The following is a 20,052-nucleotide window of genomic DNA, read 5'->3' as shown; positions in this document are numbered from 1 at the left end:
ACTATTCCTCGGTAGTGACGGCTTTTTCTGTTCCTGATATTCGTTTCCTGATGTTACGCAGTAACGCGCCTGCTATTTCAGTAATTCCAGCACCACATAAGTCCTTCTCCCCAGATCCTCCTCCAGCGGCACCCGCCAGGTCTGATCCTTGACCTCCTTCGGGAGGTTATATAGATTGATCACTTCCAACCCTTTGGCTTCATAATATTTCTGCAAATAATCTTTTTCCGCGTGCACACTGCTGGATACGAAATAATTCTTGTGCATTCCGTCCTTGAACCGCATTTCCTGGGCAATATACTCAATCCAGCTTACAAAGGTTTTTAGATTGTAGTCGTTCAGCGAATACCCCACGAACAGAAATACATGGTCGATGAGCAGGGATTTTAAAAACACTTCCATCAGGCGGTGAGTCTCGGAGTAATAGAGGTAGTCTTCCTCTTTAAAGACCAGCTTTTCTACCTGGTCAATGTCTCCGTGCATCTTAATCAGGTATTGATTCGCTGTACCCTTGAGCAGCTCCCGGTCCTCGCGGATCACCTCATAATTGTCCGCGATCTGATCCAGCAGTTTGTCATAGTTGGTGGTCACGAGATGCCTGGGATTCAGGGATACGATCAATTCGTCCAGGATATTGGACTTCGCGTCGACAGCGATCAGATCTCGAAGGAGCTGGTAATAGTTCTTATGGCCTTCACTTTCATCCATACAGTAATAGTATTGCGGAATCCGTATGTATTCCTCCATCGCAAGCCGCTCTATGGATGGATAGCCGATCCGCTCCGCAAATGTCTGCACCATCTGCCCCCAGGTCGGCAGTCCGGAATTTCTGGATACTCCGGCTCCGACGAATATGACCAGCTTTTGCCTGGCAAGCGCCTGTTTTAAGTCTTCGATTCTTTTATAAAATTCATTCATGATCCATCGCTCCCTCTGCAGCCTTATGATATGTAGTATACCTTATATCAACGGCTTTTAACACCCCTATTTTTTGTGTACCGCTTTATCGGAAAGAAAAAAAGACGGCCGCAGCCATCTTTTCCTCTCCGCCACGATTTCCTGTGCCGGTCGCATTTCATGTCTCTATAATATACTCCTTATTCCTCTGTCACAAATACGAACTTCACTTCCCCGTCCATATCATCGGAGATTCCTGAGAAATTCTTATATGCTCTGGAAGCGTCCAGCATCTCGTTCATCTTATCCAGCAAGTCTTCAACATCCCCGCCGAACGCGTCTACCAGCTTCTGGATTCCATCCCTGTCGAACCGGATCATACCATCGTTGAGTTCGGCCGCTCCGTCATCCAGCTGCTGCACGCCGTCAATCAGGGCACCGGAGCCAGACTGCAGGGTGTTCAGACCATCTTTTAATGTCAAGGCGCCATCGTTGAGCCGGGAGGCTCCGGAGGCCAGTTCGGAAGCTCCAGAGTTCAACTCGGAGGCTCCGGAAGCTAATTCCGCCGCACCGGAGGCTGCGGATCTGGCACCCTCGTTGGCTTCGCCCATTTTTTCGGAAAGTTCGGCGCTTCCGGCATCCAGTTTCTGAGCGCCTGCGGATAACTGAGCCAGGCCGCTGGCCAGGCCGTCTTTGCCGTCTACTCCGTTGCGGAGAGCAGTTGTTCCGTTCTTCAGCTGATTCACTCCCTCTGTCACCTTGCTGACCATACCGCTCTGGTTTACTTGCTGATCCAATTCCGCCAGCCCGCCAGCCACCTGATTGATTCCGGCATTCAAGGTGTCTGCTCCTGTTTGTAATTTCCCCATTCCGGACTGCAGCTCTTTTGCCCCCACTGCAAGCAGCTCAATTTCGGAAGCCTGGCTCTCTATCTTCTGCACTTCTCCAAGCATCTGCGCGGTTACTTCCTGGAGAATTGTAATCTGATCTGCAGCGGCCGTATTTGTGTACGATGAGGTATTGCTTTCCGCAATGATCGCATTTGCATCATTGGCAATTGCCTGCGCCGTTGCCATTGCCGCTTCGGCATATGCAATCGTTTCGGCGGACGTATCATTCTGTACCACGCTTTGGCCTCCCCCCGCATAGAGGTTTGCGCGCGCACTCTCCACATAACTCAATGCACTTTGCACAGCGCCGTTTACAGACTCATCTTCTGAAACGATTCCGCTGAGCACAGAGGCGATCGCATTCAGATCAGATTCTGCAGCTGCATTTCCACCGCCCGATTCAGAAATAACTACAGGTGTATTCGCACTGCTTTCAATCGCTGCCAACTGTGCTTCCAACGCGCTTGCGTTTGCTGCTATATTCTCTGCTGTCTGCGCGGACGCCGTATCTGCACTGGTCGTAGTTCCTGACGCAAGGCTGTCTGCCGCCGTTTTTAATTGCGTCAGTCCCTGTTCCAACTGGCTGATCGCTCCCAGCTTTTCCTGCAATTGTCCAATACCGGCCGCTAATTGATCCGCCCCTGCTTTTAATGAGTCTGTGCCTGCCTTCAGACTTGCAGCCCCGTCCCGAAGGCCGCCCTGACTATTCACTCCTGTACTTAGCTGCGCAATCGCTCCGCTAAGAGCCGGCAGCGCCTCCCCAAGCTGACTCTGCAGGCTTCCGATCCCGTCATCCAACGCGTTCACCCCAGGAAGCAGTACCCCCTGTGTCTTCTCCGCCGCCGTCTTCAACCCCAGATTCAATTCCCCGGCCCCGGAAGCCAGCGTCTTCGTTCCGTCATAGAGCTGCCCGGTGCCGTCTGCCAGCTTTGCGTTTCCATCCGCAAGCTCCTGGCTTCCGTCTGCCAGCTTATGGCTTCCGTCCAGCAGTTCGCTGCTTCCATCCGCCAGTTCGCTGGTTCCGGACTGCAGCTCCCCGCCTCCGTTTACAAGCTGATTGATTCCGTCTGTCAGCGTGCCCGAGGATGCCAGCAGCGTGTCGATCCCGTTTTTCAGTTCCCCGCTTCCGCTGACAAGCTGGCTGGAAGCGTCCTGCAGTTCGCCCATGGAATCATTCAATTCATCCAGGCTGTCAAACCCGTTTGTATCCAGGTCATTGAAAATGCTGTTGGTCGCGATGGTCATTCCCTCCACCGGTTCATACTCTGTCACATCCGCTTCCATCTCAAAATAATCCGGAATGTCCAGATCCTTCTCCTCGATTCCAAGAAGGTGTTTCATGGACGGGAAACCGTAACCAATCACCATATTCCGTTCCCCGTCAGAGATCAGCCTGCCGTTCTCCACGGTCACATTTTTAAAGTTCTCCCCATCCAGGATCAGTCCCGTTGCCATCATAAACGGGGTCGAAGCCTTGCCGCTGCCTCCGCTCTTATTTTCATATGTGTAGCGGATCACCACATGACCGCTCTTTCCTTTCAAGTCTGCGGCGGAAATCTCCTTTCCGTCCAGCTTATAGGAAATCCGAACCCCTACCGGCAGTTCTTTTGACGTGGTGCCCTGGTAGCAGATATCCGCGTCCGACGTATCCCATACGACTCGTTTGCCCATTGCGGAAAATGCCTCGTCGCCCTTGACATTTACAATATCCTGGAGATCCGAGATATCTTCCAGCTTTGACTGGTCGGAAATGTTTCTGAGCTGGTCGGACACGGTCACAGATTTTACGGAGCCGCTCCCATCAATTTTTGCATATACAGTTTCTTCCTTTGTCGGCTTTGCGGAAGTTTTGGAGGCGGACGCATCTGTCTCGGATGACTTCTCTTTCGAAGACTTCTTTTCCGCCGGCTTTTTCTCCGATGATTTCTTCTCCGAGCCGCTTTTTGCCGTTTCTTTATTTTCCGCCCCCGCAAATTCTACTTCTGTAACTGTCACATTCCCTTTTTCCGGTGCGTGAAGCAAAGCCCCGTCCAGGCTTCCCGCTACCAGACTTACCAACATCATACTTGCTATGAATACCCTTACTTCTCTGTTTTTCATAAAGCACAACCTCCTGTTCAATCCATTTATAACTCTGATTTTCATCTATAAATCCGATTTTCGTTTATGAATCCGATTTTCATTTATAAATTCAATTTTTCTATTATAAATCCAATTTTTGTTTATAAATTCATTTTTTGTTTACGTATCCATTTTTTATTCCATGCTCTGACTTCCACTTATGAAGTAGCCGCTGTTTTCAGCTTCTCCTTTTTCTGATGCATTTCCCTCGTCGTCACGCAGATCACCTTGTCAAATACCATCAGCATGGATGGCAGGACGAAGATGACTACGAACATACTCACGATCGCTCCCCGTGCCATCAGGGTACACAACGCAGAGATCATATCGATATCCGAATACAGTCCCACCCCGAAGGTTGCGGCGAAAAATCCCAGCGCCGATACAATGACGGAATTGATTGAGGATGACAGCGCAATCCGGATCGCTTCCTGTCTTTCCCTGCCGTTTCCCCGTTCCTTCTTGTACCGGGTCGTCATCAGGATCGCGTAGTCCACGGTAGCTCCAAGCTGGATCGTCCCGATAACGATGGATGCGATAAACGGCATCTTCGTCCCCGTATAATAGGGGATTCCCAGGTTGATGAAGATGGCAAATTCAATCACGGCCACCAGGATCACCGGTAGGGAAACGGACTGGAATACCACAGTGATGATCAGGAAAATCGCAACTATGGATACCGCGCTTACTACCTTAAAGTCTTTATCCGTGATGGTGATCAGATCCTTGGTGCAGGGCGCTTCCCCGATCAGCATCCCGGAGCTGTCATATTTTTTGATGATGGAATTCAGGATTTCACACTGCTCATTGACCTCATCGGTGGCCACCTTATATTCTGACTGGACCAGAATCAACTGCCAGTCGCCCTGTTTGAGTTTCTCCGTCACCTCCGCCGGGATGAAATCCCTTGGAACCGCGGATCCCAGAATGCTGTCCAAGCCCAGAGCAAACTTGACGCCCGCCACATCCGACATTTCATTCAACATGGCTTTGGCGTCTTTCGAGGGAAGCTTTGCGTCTGCCAGAACCATGTGCGTGGCATTCATGTCAAATTCATCCGCCAGCTTTTCATTGGCCTGAATACTCTGCAGGTATTTTGGAAGGGTGGCATCCAGGTTGTAGTAGACTTCTGCTCTCCTGTAACCCAAAAGCGCAGGCGCCAGCAGGATCAGGAACGCCAGCACAAACGCTTTATAATGCCTGGTGATCAGCGCCGCCGTTTTATCCATCTTCGGGATCATAGACTTATGGGTGGTCTTTTGAATCACTTTGTCAAACACCAGAAGCAGGGAGGGCAGAATGGTTACGCAGCTAATCACCCCGCAGATCACGCCCTTTGCCATGACGATTCCCAGATCCCGGCCCAGCGTAAAGCTCATGAAGCACAATGCGATAAATCCTGCCACTGTGGTAACGGAGCTTCCGACCACCGAAGAAAATGTATTTGCAATTGCGTGCGCCATAGCCCTTTCCTTGTCTCCGTCATACCGCTGCTGGTTCTCCTGATAGCTGTGCCAGAGAAAAATGGAATAGTCCATGGTTACCCCCAGCTGCAGCACCGCGCTGAGCGCTTTTGTGATATAAGAAATCTCCCCTAAAAAATAATTGGTACCCATATTGTAAATAATGGCCATTCCGATACTCAGCATGAAGAAGATGGGAAGCACCCAGCAGTCCATAAATATCGAAAGCACGATGCAGGTCAGGATCACGGCGATCAATACGTAGATCGGTGTCTCCTTCTCCGAAAGATCCTTGATATCCGTCACCACAGCAGACATGCTGCTGAGATAGCACTGCTTGTTCGTTACACTGCGGATCTCATGAATGGCATCCATGGTGCTGTCGGCCGATGTAGAATCTTCAAAAAAGATTGCCATCAGAGTGGCGTTGTCCGTATTAAATATTTCCCGAAACTTATTCGGCAGAACGGACATGGGAACCGACGTATCCATCAGGGAATCGTACCAGATCACATCCGCTACGCCTTCCACCTCTTCAATCCGTACTTTCAGGTCCGCGCTTTCCTTCGTAGTCATGCCCTCCACGACCTCCATCGCAAAGGCGCCTTTTCCAAAGTCGTCCATCAAAATGTCCTGCCCGATCATCGTGTCGATGTTGTCCGGCAGATAATACAGGATGTCGTAATTGACCCTGGTTTTAAAGTATCCCAACGCAGAAGGGATCAACAGCAGAAGGCCAAGTATCAGAATCACAATCCTGTACTTCACAATCTTTTTACCTGCTTTCACCATGTTAAATGCCTCCTTCTTTCAGAATGACCTTTGGTCATTTTCTATCACAAAAGTACTATATAACAGAAATGACCAAAAGTCAATATCATTTTTAAAAATTGTTGACTTTTGGTCATTTTTATTTTTGTACCGCTTTTAAAAAATCTGTCAGGGGAACTTGCAGACCAGAAATATCCAAACACATATTTTATAACATATACACAAAAACAATCTGAATTTTTCGTGAAAAACATGTATGGATAATCCTTTTCAAAAAGTATATAATAAAATGGAATACAGGTGTTCGGTACATCTGCGGAGATAGAATTAAATACAGTGATCGCTGATATGTATATCCTGGGGATTGGCCCAGAGTTTCTACCGACTGCCGTAAGAGTTGACTACATAGACATTCGTTTGTTGTAGTTAATTCTTTTTTTATCGGTTTATATGCGATATTGGCAGTCGCAGGCCGCCCGTTGCCCCAGGCAATTCAAAATGGCAGCCCGCAGCAAAAGCAGAAGGAGGAGATGCATATGCGCGAACATTCATTTATTTTAAAAGGTAATATCTGTTATTCAGAGATGAAGAACCGCCTGTCGGTGACTGAGCAGGGCTATCTGGTCTGCCGCGAAGGAATTTCCCGGGGCGTTTATCCGGTGATCCCGGACGAATATCGGAATCTGCCGGTGAAGGACTATGGAGACCGGCTCATCATTCCCGGCATGACCGATCTGCATATCCACGCCCCCCAATACCCTTTCCGGGGCATCGGGATGGATCTGGAACTGCTGGAATGGCTGAATACCCATACCTTTCCGGAGGAGAGCCGGTACTCGGATCTGGAATATGCCGAAAAAGCTTATCGGATTTTTGTCGAAGATCTGAAAAAAAGCGGGTCCACAAGAGCTGTGATTTTCGGCACCATCCATCTTCCGGCCACGGAATTTTTGATGAAGGAGCTGGATGCTTCCGGCCTGTCCACTTATGTGGGCAAGGTCAATATGGATCAGAACTGTACCGACGACCTGCGGGAAACGGATGCCCGGGAATCCCTGGAAAGCACCGCCGCATGGCTTCGTGAGACCTCCGGAAAATATCCCAATGCCCGTCCCATCCTTACCCCCCGGTTTGCGCCTACATGCAGCGGACCCCTGTTGGAAGGGCTGGGTAAGCTGCAGAAGGAATATGGTCTTCCGGTGCAGTCCCATCTGTCGGAAAATCTGTCGGAGATCCAATGGGTGCAGGAGTTGTTCCCCTGGTCTGCCTGCTATGGAAATGTCTATGAGCATTACGGCCTGTTCGGCAAAGAGGCGAAAACGGTCATGGCACATTGTGTACATTCTTCGGATCTGGAAGTGGAACTGATGAAGAACAACGGCGTGTACGTGGCCCATTGCCCCCAGTCCAACACCAACCTTTCTTCCGGGATCGCCCCCATCCGCAGATATCTGGATGCGGGAATCCCTGTCGGACTTGGAACCGATATCGCCGGCGGGACAAATATGTCCATGTTCCGCTGCATAGCCGACGCGGTGGGCGTTTCCAAACTTTACTGGCGGCTCATCGACCAGGAGAAAAAGCCCCTGACCATGGAGGAAGCCTTCTACCTGGCCACCAGAGGGGGCGGATCGTTCTTCGGGAAAGTGGGAAGCTTTGAAGACGGCTATGAACTGGACGCGCTGGTGCTTGACGATTCAGGCATCCGCACGGCAAAAGAACTGAATACAAAGGAACGTCTGGAACGGTATATTTATCTGGCAGAGGAAGGCGGACGGCTGGCCGGAAAGTATGTAAACGGCAGGGAGATCCTCCTTTCCTGACAGAAATCCAAACATCAAATGTTACAGTTCTCGGCCTAACCGGCCGTGAACTGTAACCAGTAAATGACCGGAAGTCGAATTTTAGCGATAAAATTATTGACTTTTGGTCATTTTTTGTTTATAATGATGTGCATCATCAAAATGGATTCTATACAGACCAGACGGCAGGGGGCCGGATGCCCGCAGCCGCTGCAGCGCACATTGTCTGTGATCAGGAGGAACACACTATGGGAAAAGTCGAAGAAAACAAACAACTAAAGCTGGACGCGCTTTTTTCCAGTGCGTATGATTTATTTTTATCACAGGGAATTGTGAAAACGTCCATCCACGATATCGTCCAGAAGGCCGGCGTGGCAAAGGGCACGTTCTATCTTTACTTTAAGGATAAGTATGAGATCCGGGACAGGCTCATCGCGGAAACCGCCAGGAAACTGTTCCTGGCGGCCCACGAGGAGCTTCAGAAAGCCGACATCCCGTCCTTTGAGGACAAGATGATCTTTATCGTGGATTATGTGATCGGCAAGCTGGAAAAGAATAAGCCCATCCTCCGGTTCGTCTCGAAAAATCTGAGCTGGGGCGTCTTTAAGCAGGCTATGACAAAAAGCGAAGACGATGCGGAGCTGAATGCAGAGCTGAGCAGCATGGACTATTTCCAGCAATTGATCCAGGCGGACCCCGCCCTCCGGCTGCGTGCCCCGGAGACCATGCTCTTTCTGATCGCGGAGCTGGCAAGTTCCGCCTGCTACAGCACCATATTGGAAAATGAACCGGTCAGTTTCGAGGAATTGAAGCCGGATCTCTACAATGCTATCCGGGCGATCATACGGGCCCATGCGCTGCCTGCGCCCAGTCTTCCATGAAAACGGCCTTTTTCAGGAAGGCCGCTGCCGAAAAGCGTTCTTTCTGAAATGCTCCCTTCCAGGCCACAGGTCTTTTTATTTCACTTGCCTGAAAGGGAGCATCTCGTTTCCCGACAATTCTTTTGTAATAAGCGGTTTTTATTGATCTTCGCCTGACATATTTTCCAGAGCAATCCCTTTTTTCTCCAGTCTTTTATACACGTCCCCACGGAACAGGATATACACCACAGACACCAGCGGGATGAATACGAGCATTCCCACAACGCCCATCAGGCTGCCGCCGATGCTGACCGCAGCCAGCACCCATATAGAGGGAAGCCCCACGGAATTGCCTACCACCTTGGGGTAGATCAGGTTGCCTTCCACCTGCTGCAGCACCAGGAACATGGCCACAAAGGTTAATGCTTTCACCGGATCCACCATCAGGATCAGAAATGCCCCCACGACGCATCCGATAAATGCCCCGAAGATCGGGATCAGCGCCGTAAACGCGATCAGGACTCCCACCAGCAGGGCGTAGGGCAGCCGCAGTATCCACATTGCCACCAGGAACATCATCCCAAGGATCAGCGCCTCCACGCACTGTCCGGCCAGGAAGCTGGAAAAGGTCCGGTAGGTCAGGGAGCAGATATCCAGTATCTTCTCCACGATCTTCCCGGGCAGATAAGCATAAAAGATTTTCTGCACCTGGACGCGAAGCTTTTCCTTCTGCAGCAGGATGTAGCAGGAAAATACGAATGCGATGAAAAATGTAGTCACACTGCTGATGATGCTTTTTGCCGCAGACATAGTCGTATCCAGCACGCTTCCCGCGCCGTTTTTAAAGAAGGCCGCAACCCCGTCCAGGATCTTGTCCCAGTCCATGTTCAAATCCTCCAGCAGCGCCATGATCTCCTGGTTGTTGTGGAATATTTCCTCAACCCACGCCATGGCCACCGGGGTAAAATCCTGGATCGTCTTGCCCAGGCCCATAAAGGTGGAACCGAGCTCCGGGATCACCACAAACATCACCAGGACAATCACGCCGATCACACACAGGATTGTCAGCGTCAGGCTGCAGGGCCTGGCATATTTGAAACCTGGCCTGCCGTCTTTGCCGTCATTTCCGAATATTTTGCTTTCCAGAAAGCTCATGGGCACGTTCAGGATAAAGGCGATCGCGCCGCCCAGCAAAAACGGAAAGATGATATTTAAGATGAATCCCAGGAAATCCGCGATCAGGGTGTATTTCCACAGCCCGATCAGAATGACAATCGTAAAGACGATCAGTTCCCTTATTTTCCGCATGTTTTCTTTATTTAAGTCCATAGATCCTCCTTCGGGTTTCAGTGCTTTGTTATATTTATATCAATTCATGCATAATTCAGAATACATTGTATGTTCTGATTCTCTTCCACGGCGGTGCAGATGACTTTTTTAATGGCCCCGGCATAATTTCCCAGATGCTCCGCCAATGCCTGTTCGTTCCGAAACCGGATCTCCGTCTCCTCCGCCAGATCGGTCAGGCAGTCATACAGAGCGTCCAGGTTCCTGCCGTACCAGTCGGGAAAATCCAGAGCCGCAGCCAGTGTGTCGTGCAGCATGTCTTTATCCAGGATGGTTTCCCCGTCTAATATACATATACGCATATTTATTCCTCTCCATACAAAAGTTCAAAAGATTCATAGTGGTCTTCCGTATAATAAATCAGTCCGTCGTTGGAAAAAACGATCCGCTTGGCGCCGCGCCTGTCAGCCCCCAGCGTGTCGATGTCGCACTCCGTATAAACACGTCCTTCCTTCTCCGGCAGCAGTCCTTCGTAATTGCCGAAACGGCTTCCGCCGATGCATTTGCCCGGCGCGTAGGGTTCCAGACCCCCGCCTTCCCACCCCAGGGCTTTGGCCTCTTTTTTGGTGATAAAGTTGGACGGGAGATGGCCGTACGTAAAGATGTATTGCGCCACCTCATCCCTGGATGTGTAAACGCCGTCCTCCTGCAGTTCGGAGTCTTCGTCTGATGTAGTCTGATGCGGAATATCATCGGATTCCTGGGAAGATTCATCTATCTTCGGATTTTCTTCATCTTCGGACCGGGCTGCATCTAAAGTTTTACCTGACGACGCAGTATTGCCGGTTTTTTCGGCAGATTCCGGCGAAGCGCCGCAGCCTGACAAAGTAAATGCCAATAAAAATACAAGGAAATACTGCAGCCATTTTTTCATTGTTGCATGCTTCCATAAAATTCGGTTCATATACATTCATCCTCCATACTGCAAAATTCCAATCATAGACCGGAAATTGATAAAGGTATTGTAGCATGTTGGAAATGTGGTGTAAACAGCGATGTGACGGTTAAGAAAACATTTAGGAAATATTTAGTTATTTGTTATGATTCATGCGGCAGCTTGTACTGTGCTTCTCGATGTTCGGCCGGCAGGATGGGCGAAAAAGAGGGAAGAACGATTTTAAGTACGCTCTTCCCAGTCTTTTAATCCGCTTTCTTTTCTCTTGGTTTTGGTTTGTATTGTTCTTCACCTGATTCGATATAAAGCATAAAATCATTAATTTCTTTTTCTGACCATCCGGCAGCCCTCAAACCCAAGATAAATCTGGCAACTTCCGTCATATTCATCCTTGTCCTACTTCCTTTACCAAAACTTTCTATACGTCAGATCGTCTGTGTGTATGGAATCAATTTTTTATAGTTCTCGCTGCAGTTCCTATTACATCTAAGCTTATTTATATCATATAGCAATTAGACAACAATATCAAGAAAAACATTTCCACGATTCATTCATATATATAATCATTTAGTATCACATTCCTGCGGCAACATAATTCACCTCTCTGCATGTATACCCAAAGACGCTCCATCACGGAATTGGCCGTATTTTAAGCCTGGATACCAGCTTTTATGCGCATCCTCCCGACCAATCAGCGTAGTGATTGGTCGGGGCGTAACCAGTAACTACTATTCACAGTAAATTCTAAAAAATCAGCCTCAACTGCTCCACCCTGTAAGCCCTCTTATACTGGCTGATAATATCCTCCATCCGGTACGCAATCCCCCGCTTCTCACACTCCCCCGCGAAATACTCCCACAGCCGTTTCGCCTGCGGGCTCCGGCATTCATAATAATTGCCGTACCGTTTCGAGTACTTGTCTGCCAGACCTTTCCCCGGAAACAATTCCTCCAGTTTCGCAAAATACCAGTCCCGCTGGTTTCCCCGAAGAGTCATGCCGAAGGCCGGATAGATAAACCTGGCTCCTGAGGCTTCTGCACGGCGGATGATCTCCCCGATGTTCTTCGTACTGTCCTCCAAAAAGGGCAGCACCGGCATCAGCAGGATACCTGTATAAAGCCCGTTTTTACTCAGCTTCTCAATCATTCGAAACCTTGCATCCGGCCGGGAAACATGAGGTTCAATCTTCCCGGCCAGATCATCGTCCGCCGTTGTCACCGTCACTTTTAAGAGTACCGGGGAGTGCTCCGCTATGCTCTGCAATATGTCGATATCCCGCTCCATCAGCCCGCTTTTCGTTGCGACCGCCGCGCCAAATTCGAAAGCGTCGCATAGCTCCAGGGCATGGCGTGTCAGTTCCAGCTTTTTTTCGAAGGGATTATAAGGGTCGCTCATGGCGCCTGTGCCGACTACACCGCTTTTCGTCTTACGTCGGAGGTCGTCCCGAATGATCTGCAGCGCGTTTTCCTTGGCCCGCACACGGTCAAAATCGTCGATCTGATAACAGTCGGATCGGCTGTCGCAGTAGATGCAGCCGTGACAGCAGCCTTTGTAAATGTTCATATTATAGTCAATCCCAAACCACTGGGACGGGGCTTTCGTCTTTGTTACGATTGTTTTGGCAGGAATGTATTCCATCCGTGCTCCTCCTCATTACAGCCGATCTATAAAGTAATTTTTTCCACCTGTACGGTTGGATGCTCAAAGAGCATCCAACCGTACAGGTGGAATTTTTTGCCATCGTATGCGGAAAAACTGCCGGCAGCAGATTTTCTGAAAGCGGGCAATTCCCGTTTCGCCCCGATTTTTCTTATGCACTGATAGCATTTCCTGTGTATAGCTGATAGTATTTTCCCTGCTCCTCGATGAGCTGGTCGTGTGTTCCCCGTTCGATGATCCTGCCCTGCTCCAATACCATGATGCAGTCCGAATTGCGTACCGTTGACAGCCGATGGGCGATCACAAATGTGGTCCGTCCGCTCATCAGGCGGTCCATGCCTTCCTGGATGATCCGCTCCGTCCTGGTGTCGATGGAACTTGTGGCCTCATCCAGGATCAGTACCGGCGGGTCTGCCACTGCCGCCCTGGCAATGGCAAGAAGCTGCCGCTGTCCCTGGCTTAAGTTCGCCCCGTCCCCGGTGAGCATGGTATCATACCCATTGGGCAGCCTTCGGATAAATCCGTCCGCATTGGCCAGCTTTGCCGCCGCCACAATCTCTTCCTCGGTAGCGTCCAGCTTGCCGAAACGGATATTTTCCTTCACCGTCCCGGTAAACAGATGGGTGTCCTGCAGCACGATCCCCAGAGAACGGCGCAGATCAGCTTTTTTAATCTTGTTGACATTGATGCCGTCGTACCGGATCTTCCCGTCCTGAATGTCATAAAATCGGTTGATCAGGTTGGTGATGGTGGTCTTACCTGCCCCGGTGGAACCGACAAAGGCGATCTTCTGTCCCGGCTCTGCAAATAATTTTACATCGTGGAGCACGATCTTCTCATCGTTATATCCAAAATCCACACCGTCAAAGACAACATTTCCCGTAAGCTCCACATAATCCACGGACTGATCCGCCTGGTGGACATGCTTCCAGGCCCATCTTCCGGTGCGCTTCCTGCTCTCTTTCAGTTCCCCATTTTCCTCGGTCACATTGACCAGGGTCACATAGCCTGCGTCGGCCTCCTCCGGTTCATCCATGAGCTGGAAGATCCTCTCCGCCCCTGCCATAGCCATGACGATGGCATTCAACTGCTGGCTGACCTGGTTGATGGGCATGCTGAAGCTCTTGTTGAAAGTCAGAAAACTGGCCAGCCCGCCCAACGTGAAGCCGCCCACCCTGTTGAGGGCCAGGATGCCGCCGACGATGGCGCAGATCACGTAGCTGATATTTCCAAGCTGGGCATTGATGGGGCCGAGGAAATTGGCAAATGTATTGGCCCGGTCCGCGCTTACGAAAAGCCGGTCATTGAGCTTCTTAAACTCCTTCTTGCTCTCCTCCTCATGGCAGAAGACCTTGACCACCTTCTGGCCGTTCATCATTTCCTCAATAAATCCGTTCACCGCCCCTAAGTTCCTCTGCTGTTCCAGAAAATATTTTCCGCTGTTTGCGGCCGACTTCTGAGAACAGAACAGCATCAATCCTACCATGATCAAGGTGACGATGGTCAATGGGATATTCAGGATCACCATGCTGACAAAGACGCTCACCACGGTAAACGCACTGTTGATGATCTGCGGAATGCTCTGGCTGATCATCTGCCGCAGCGTGTCGATATCATTGGTATAAACCGACATGATATCGCCGTGCGCATGGGTGTCAAAATATTTCACCGGAAGCTTCTGCATATGGGCAAACAGTTCATTCCGCATATCCCGGAGGGTACCCTGGGTCACCGTGACCATGATCCGGTTGTACGCATAGGTGGAAACAATCCCCACCCCATAAAATACAGCCACCCTGCCGATGGCATGGGCAAGGGGTGAAAAATCCGGCGAATCCGTCAGCAGAAACGGAGTGATATAATCGTCGATTAGATTTTTTGTAAACATGGTTCCCTGTACATTGGCGATCACGCCCAGGAAAATAAAGATAAATACGAAAATACAATGAATCTTATAGTCCCGGAAAACATAGTTCATCAGCCGTGCCAGAAGTTTTCCCGGGTTCTTTACCTGGGGCTTCATACCTCTGGGGCCTCTGTTCATCGGTCCTGGCATCAGGCTTCACCTCTCTTTCTTTCAATACGTCCCTTTTCGTCCAAAGCTTCCCCGGATCTTTCACGGGCCTTTTCCTCCGAAGCCTCTCCGGATGGTTCATCAAAGTCCCCGCCGCCCTGGGTCTGGGATTCGAAGACTTCCCGGTAAATTTCATTTTGCGCCAGGAGCTCTTCGTGGGTTCCGAAGCCGTCAATCCGGCCTTCCTCCATAACGATGATCCTGTCCGCATCCTGCACGCTGGAAATCCTCTGCGCGATAATAAGCTTCGTGGTATCCGGGATCTCTTCCCGGAAAGCCCGGCGGATCTTGCCGTCCGTGGCCGTATCCACAGCGCTGGTGCTGTCGTCCAAAATCAAGATCTTCGGTTTTTTCAGCAGGGCGCGGGCGATGCAGAGCCTTTGCTTCTGCCCTCCGGACACGTTGCTTCCGCCTTGTTCAATATGGGTATAATACCCGTCCGGAAATCTCTGGATAAATTCATCCGCGCAGGCCAGCCGGCAGGCCGCCTCGCATTCCTCGTCCGACGCGTCTGGATCGCCCCACCGGAGATTTTCCAAAATACTTCCTGAAAAGAGCACGTTGTTCTGCAGCACCACCGACACCTGGTTCCGCAGCGACTCCATATCATACTCTTTAACATTTCTTCCGCCGACCAGCACTTCCCCGTCCGTCACATCGTACAGGCGACTCACCAGGTTGACCAGGCTTGTCTTGGCGCTGCCGGTGCCCCCGATGATCCCGATGGTCTCACCGGAGCGGATCTCCAGATTGATGTCCTTGAGAACCGGCTCGGCGCTGTCCTTTTTATAGGCGAAATCCACATGGCGGAAGGTGATGCTCCCGTCCTTCACCTCATAGACCGGCTCTGCCGGATTGTCCAGGTCGCTGGTCTCATGAAGCACCTCGGAAATACGCCGGATACTGGCCATACTCATGGAAATCATGACAAATACCATGGACAGCATCATCAGGCTCATTAAAATATTCATACAGTAAGCCAGCAGGCTCATCAATTCGCCTGTAGTCAGTGCCGAGCTGACGATCATTTTCGCCCCCAGCCAACTGATCAGGATGATGCAGGTATACACCGTAAACATCATCAGCGGCGCATTTACGATCACGTTGCATTCCGCTTTTACGAAAATATTGTAAATGTTCTGGCTTGCCCGCTGAAATTTACTTGTTTCCTGCTCTTCCCTCACATATGCCTTCACCACCCGGACCGCGGATACATTTTCCTGGACAGAGGCATTTAACTCATCGTACTTTGGAAATGCCTGCTGAAAAAATCCGGTGGCATGGCGGATGATGAAAAACAGGATTACACCCAGGATAATAACTGCCGCCAGATAAATGCTGGAAAGCCTTGCGTTGATATTGAATGCCATAACCATTGCGCAGATCATGCTGGCCGGCGCTCTGGTGAACATCCGCAGGATCATCTGGTACGCGTTCTGCAGATTGGTCACATCTGTGGTCAGACGGGTCACCAGCCCGGCTGTACTGAATTTGTCAATATTTGCAAATGAAAATGTCTGGATGTGGTTGAACATGGATTCCCGCAGATTTTTTGCAAATCCGGCGGAAGCCTTTGCCCCGTACCGCCCGCCTGCCATTCCGGCAAACAGGCCCACCGCGGCAGCAGCCACCATGAGGCCGCCCACCCTGTAAATGTGCCCGATATCTCCCGCGTTAACGCCGTCATCAATGATGGATGCCATCAGAAACGGAATCAGTGTTTCCATCAAAACCTCCAGGAGCATGAACAAAGGTGTCACGATGGACGCTCTCTTATACTCTTTTACTTCGCTTAATAAAGTCCTGATCATTAGGCTCCTCCTTCTTGCTGCTCTTGTTATTGCTCTTATTATTGCTCATGTTATTACTTTTGCTGTTCTATATTTTCCTTGATCCTGCGGATGACTTTAAGAAACGTCCCTACGTCTTTTTCGTCAATTCCGTCCAGCAGTCCGCAGTTCATCTCCGCGATCATTGCCTCGATGGTCTCATGGGCGCGGATTCCCTTTTCCGTCAGAAGCACTTTTTTCAGCCTTGCGTCGCACTCTACAAATTCCCGGCGCACCAGCCCTTTCTTCTCCATGAGCTGTATACTGTTTGTCACTGTAGATCTGCCCACCAGAAAATACTTCTCAATATCCTTCTGAAAAATCTCCTTCGCCCGGTTCTCATAGAGGAAACGGATGATCCATCCATGGGTCAGCGTCACCTCATCGACACCCTCCGCCTTCACCCGAGCCTCCAACCTCCGGGACATCATATGCCCCGTCCGGTGAATCTCAAATCCAACCTGATCGTTGATACTGCATGATTTACACATTCTACTCACCTCCTGGTTTGCAGCGTAATCCTTCTTCGTTGGGATATGGCTGCTGTCTTTTTGATCTGTTCCTTTACAAAATCATGTACTTGCGGTTTTGCCGCACTGATTGGATACGATTTCAATTGTTCACGTCGCTGATTGTTTGATTTAGCAATTGTTTGCACAACAAATTGTTCGTATATAAAACTTTTTTCACAAAATGTATTTTATCACTTCACTCAAAAAAATGTCAAGACTTTTTTTCAAAACGAAATTCCATAACGTTACTATTCACAGTAACTCCATAACAAAATCGAACCAAATTTTATTTTTCTTTTCTATTGGAGGACAATCTGCATGCGTATGCATAAACAACATGTGCCTGATCCCGATCCATCTGTATGATGATTGACCAGGATCAGACACATGCTGTTCTCCCTTGTCTGACCAATTATGCTTCTGTCATTCCTCTTTTTTCCCGGCAGCAAGTATCCTGTCCGCAACCGCCTCATCCGTTTCCTCAGGATATTTCCATATGTAGGCAAGGATTTTTTCAATATACTTCTGATCCAGCCCGGAGGATTCTGAAATCTTATCCGGCTTCATAGACTTTGACATATTTCGAATAAATTTCATTTCTCCCAGTATCTCACCTTTGATCTTACCTTTTGCTTCTCCCCTTGCTTCTCCACGGCTCTCAATCATCCGCTCTCTTTCATATACCTTCATATACTCTAAAGACACCTCCTTGTCGTGCCGGACCGTCTCTACCATTTTGTGGATATCCTCAAGCAGGGCGCTATCCGCATTGTCTCCGCGGGAATCCTCCATATATCGGAGAAGCTTCCGCGCCTCTTCTGACAGTTCCCCCTTTTTTCCCTTTGTATAAAAGAAATAGGTTGCCGCCCCGTCATCGTAATCCATATCCGGCTCCTCTTCACATGTTCTGCGGATCGTGTATAAAATCCGGTTTTTATCAAACGGATCGTAGGGCATAATCATCAAAACAATCACCTGCTTTAGCTTTGAGTAATCGTTCCCCGCTTTCAGACTCCCTCCGTCGATCTTGGAATGATAAAACCTGACCCGCCTGGGTAATGCGCGTTTCAGCTCAACGCTGTCATTTTTGTCCGGTTCTACATCGTAAACGGTCCCTGCCCCTCCGGTCTCTTCAATATACACATCCAGCCTTGTGCCGTGCTGATCCGTATCCGAGCCATAATAGACCTTTTGAGGGACTACATGCAGTCTGTCCATATCCACATTGAGCAGGATTTTCAAAATCCTTCTGCAGAACTCTTCCCCGATTTCCGGATAAGACAATACGCTGCCGAACAAAAAATCGTCCAGTAAATTTAGTTGTTCCAGTTTTCTTTTCATCTTGTCTCCTTTCCATTGTATGACATTGGAGAGAAAATGCAAGTGTTTTCTGACTAAAGATCTCATTGTAAACAAAAGTGCTCTTCCGCTTACTTAGCAGCCACGCCGTCTCTTCCAATGTAATACGAAACATTTATTTCATTGTGACTTCCATACTGGGGATTCCATTGATAAATTTTAGATTTGTATCTTTGAATAAATGGATGAATAAAGATTTTTCCCTGATATGTAGGTGTATTATAGCAGCGATTTAAGGAATGTGTCAAGTAAAAAATGGGCTTGTTCGGGAGCCCCCGGCCAGGCGGTTATTGTTCAGCCCCTGACCGGGTGCTCACAGCAGCGGGAAATCATGCGGCAAGGCCCGCACAGCTGGCATTTTTTATAACAAATAGTTGTTGTCCTTGTCGGCCACCTGCAAAGCTGCCAGAATATAGGACGCATACCCCTCGGCAACAAGCGGTTCCTGCTTGCACAGCGCTTCGGCCTCCTCATAGCTCTGGGTCTTAAAAATGACCATGCCGGCAACTCCGGGATACCCCTTGAAAGGGCCGCAAAGCTCAATTTTCCCTTCGGCATCCAGTTTTCTCAGATTCTCTACATGCCTTGCTCTGTTATGTTCAGCTTTGTCAGCAGTCTAACTATTCAAATTTGAGTACCAAATATAGTACTATTTTATAATTATGTATCTATTGATCAGTCTAAAACGTATTGACCTTATCATACTCGTTACACAAAAGACGGTATGGTTTCTCGTCCTCTTCAATCTCTGGAAATCTTCCGACCGACTCATAAAAATAATTGTCATTGTCATCATCATTACACATAGAAACCTCACCGATCAATACAAATCCTCCGGTATTCGGAACATGAAATTCATGGTACATATAAGGATAAATAGTGAGACTCTGCCCCGGCTTCAGCAATACAGAAGTCCCTGCCGGCACTCTATAGCAGCATCCATCCACATGAACCTCAACATCCGTTTCCAGTTTATTTCCGTCCGCGTCTCCATTATACACTTTCAAATACAGGTCATTACCTCCGCGGTTAATTATATCTTCCATTTTATTCCAATGATAGTGCATTGCGGCAGACTGGCCTTCATACATCATCAGCAGTTTTTCAGCATATGGCTTCGGATATTTATCCGGAATCTGGATATTTCCATTTCTGATAGTAAAAAGAGCAAAACCAACCTTGTCAAAATCACCTAAGCCAAAATCCGTAATATCCCATCCAAGCTTATTGTCTTTGATTTCTTTACATTCTTCTCCTTTCTTTTTCCAAGTATCAATATCCCATTGGGCAAATTCCGGCACTGCAAAACGATATTGATGCACTCTCTGATCGTTGCTGTAGCCAATAGCTATGATCCAGATATCCTTATACTGGGAGATATTGATTCTACGTTCATCAACCGTTTTATTCCTGAGCTGGAAGAATATATGAATTCACATATGCTGAACCATGGATACAAACACATTAAAATCCTGCCTTCCGCAATCGGCAATGCTGCTCCCCTGTACGGAGCAGGCAGCATTGTTTTCCAGCGTGTCTTTGGCGGGGAGCTCTCATTAACCTCACCGTACAC

Annotated in this window: 15 protein-coding genes, 1 pseudogene and 1 riboswitch; of the genes and pseudogenes, 2 read left to right on the top strand and 14 right to left on the bottom strand. The window is 49.1% G+C overall.

Translation table 11 applies throughout. The annotated features are described in order from the left end of the window. Positions 1-72: 72 nt before the first annotated feature. The 3 genes from ACTOY7_RS01685 to ACTOY7_RS01675 all read right to left on the bottom strand — a co-directional run bounded on the left by ACTOY7_RS01685 (position 73) and on the right by ACTOY7_RS01675 (position 6,163). Complete coding sequence (locus ACTOY7_RS01685; protein ID WP_300885093.1) at positions 73-918, bottom strand: SIR2 family protein; 846 nt, start codon at positions 916-918, stop codon at positions 73-75. 179 nt (positions 919-1,097) lie between these two features. Beyond that, positions 1,098-3,887, bottom strand: coding sequence for a hypothetical protein (locus ACTOY7_RS01680; RefSeq protein ID WP_482670340.1), 2,790 nt, complete (start codon positions 3,885-3,887; stop codon positions 1,098-1,100). A 179-nt stretch (positions 3,888-4,066) separates the two neighbouring features. After that, positions 4,067-6,163 (bottom strand): efflux RND transporter permease subunit, encoded by a 2,097-nt coding sequence (locus tag ACTOY7_RS01675; protein ID WP_482670339.1) that lies wholly within the window; start codon positions 6,161-6,163, stop codon positions 4,067-4,069. 307 nt (positions 6,164-6,470) lie between these two features. Next, positions 6,471-6,566: riboswitch (purine riboswitch) on the top strand. 112 nt (positions 6,567-6,678) lie between these two features. Between ACTOY7_RS01675 and ACTOY7_RS01670 the strand changes: the two genes are divergently transcribed. Together ACTOY7_RS01670 and ACTOY7_RS01665 are read left to right on the top strand one after the other, a co-directional pair. After that, the gene (locus ACTOY7_RS01670; RefSeq protein ID WP_160282577.1) at positions 6,679-7,965 is read left to right on the top strand and encodes an amidohydrolase family protein; all 1,287 of its coding nucleotides are present in this window, start codon (positions 6,679-6,681) and stop codon (positions 7,963-7,965) included. A 227-nt stretch (positions 7,966-8,192) separates the two neighbouring features. After that, positions 8,193-8,825, top strand: a complete 633-nt coding sequence (locus ACTOY7_RS01665) for a TetR/AcrR family transcriptional regulator (RefSeq protein ID WP_004080404.1) — start codon at positions 8,193-8,195, stop codon at positions 8,823-8,825. 138 nt (positions 8,826-8,963) lie between these two features. Here the strand turns inward: ACTOY7_RS01665 and ACTOY7_RS01660 are convergent, their stop codons facing one another. The 11 genes and pseudogenes from ACTOY7_RS01660 to ACTOY7_RS01610 all read right to left on the bottom strand — a co-directional run bounded on the left by ACTOY7_RS01660 (position 8,964) and on the right by ACTOY7_RS01610 (position 19,801). Next, on the bottom strand, positions 8,964-10,133 hold the full coding sequence (locus tag ACTOY7_RS01660) for an AI-2E family transporter (protein ID WP_482670338.1): 1,170 nt from the start codon (positions 10,131-10,133) through the stop codon (positions 8,964-8,966). A 44-nt stretch (positions 10,134-10,177) separates the two neighbouring features. Further along, positions 10,178-10,453, bottom strand: a complete 276-nt coding sequence (locus ACTOY7_RS01655; protein ID WP_004080398.1) for a barstar family protein — start codon at positions 10,451-10,453, stop codon at positions 10,178-10,180. A 2-nt stretch (positions 10,454-10,455) separates the two neighbouring features. Then, positions 10,456-11,055 carry a ribonuclease domain-containing protein gene (locus ACTOY7_RS01650; RefSeq protein ID WP_004080397.1) on the bottom strand — a complete coding sequence of 200 codons (600 nt, stop codon included), beginning with the start codon at positions 11,053-11,055 and terminating at the stop codon, positions 10,456-10,458. Between the two features lie 236 nt (positions 11,056-11,291). Next, positions 11,292-11,435 carry a hypothetical protein gene (locus ACTOY7_RS01645; protein ID WP_004080395.1) on the bottom strand — a complete coding sequence of 48 codons (144 nt, stop codon included), beginning with the start codon at positions 11,433-11,435 and terminating at the stop codon, positions 11,292-11,294. Positions 11,436-11,790: 355 nt separating this feature from the next. Continuing rightward, the gene (locus ACTOY7_RS01640; RefSeq protein ID WP_285824342.1) at positions 11,791-12,684 is read right to left on the bottom strand and encodes an SPL family radical SAM protein; all 894 of its coding nucleotides are present in this window, start codon (positions 12,682-12,684) and stop codon (positions 11,791-11,793) included. 172 nt (positions 12,685-12,856) lie between these two features. Next, on the bottom strand, positions 12,857-14,761 hold the full coding sequence (locus ACTOY7_RS01635) for an ABC transporter ATP-binding protein (protein WP_482670337.1): 1,905 nt from the start codon (positions 14,759-14,761) through the stop codon (positions 12,857-12,859). Further along, positions 14,761-16,590, bottom strand: a complete 1,830-nt coding sequence (locus tag ACTOY7_RS01630; protein ID WP_482670336.1) for an ABC transporter ATP-binding protein — start codon at positions 16,588-16,590, stop codon at positions 14,761-14,763. The genes ACTOY7_RS01635 and ACTOY7_RS01630 overlap by 1 nt, the downstream gene beginning before the upstream one ends. A gap of 53 nt (positions 16,591-16,643) precedes the next feature. Next, a complete protein-coding gene (locus tag ACTOY7_RS01625) occupies positions 16,644-17,099 on the bottom strand; it encodes a MarR family winged helix-turn-helix transcriptional regulator (protein ID WP_160282570.1) in 456 nt (151 codons plus the stop codon). Positions 17,100-17,543: 444 nt separating this feature from the next. Next, complete coding sequence (locus ACTOY7_RS01620) at positions 17,544-18,461, bottom strand: Rpn family recombination-promoting nuclease/putative transposase (RefSeq protein WP_300885086.1); 918 nt, start codon at positions 18,459-18,461, stop codon at positions 17,544-17,546. 379 nt (positions 18,462-18,840) lie between these two features. Continuing rightward, positions 18,841-19,077: pseudogene (locus ACTOY7_RS01615) on the bottom strand (YciI family protein); the annotation flags it as partial. A gap of 82 nt (positions 19,078-19,159) precedes the next feature. After that, positions 19,160-19,801 (bottom strand): D-lyxose/D-mannose family sugar isomerase, encoded by a 642-nt coding sequence (locus ACTOY7_RS01610; protein ID WP_300885085.1) that lies wholly within the window; start codon positions 19,799-19,801, stop codon positions 19,160-19,162. Positions 19,802-20,052 lie beyond the last annotated feature (251 nt).

It is taken from the genome of Schaedlerella sp., assembly GCF_056796775.1.
Note: the sequence above shows the minus strand (reverse complement) of the source record. Positions and strands in the feature narration are given on the sequence as shown.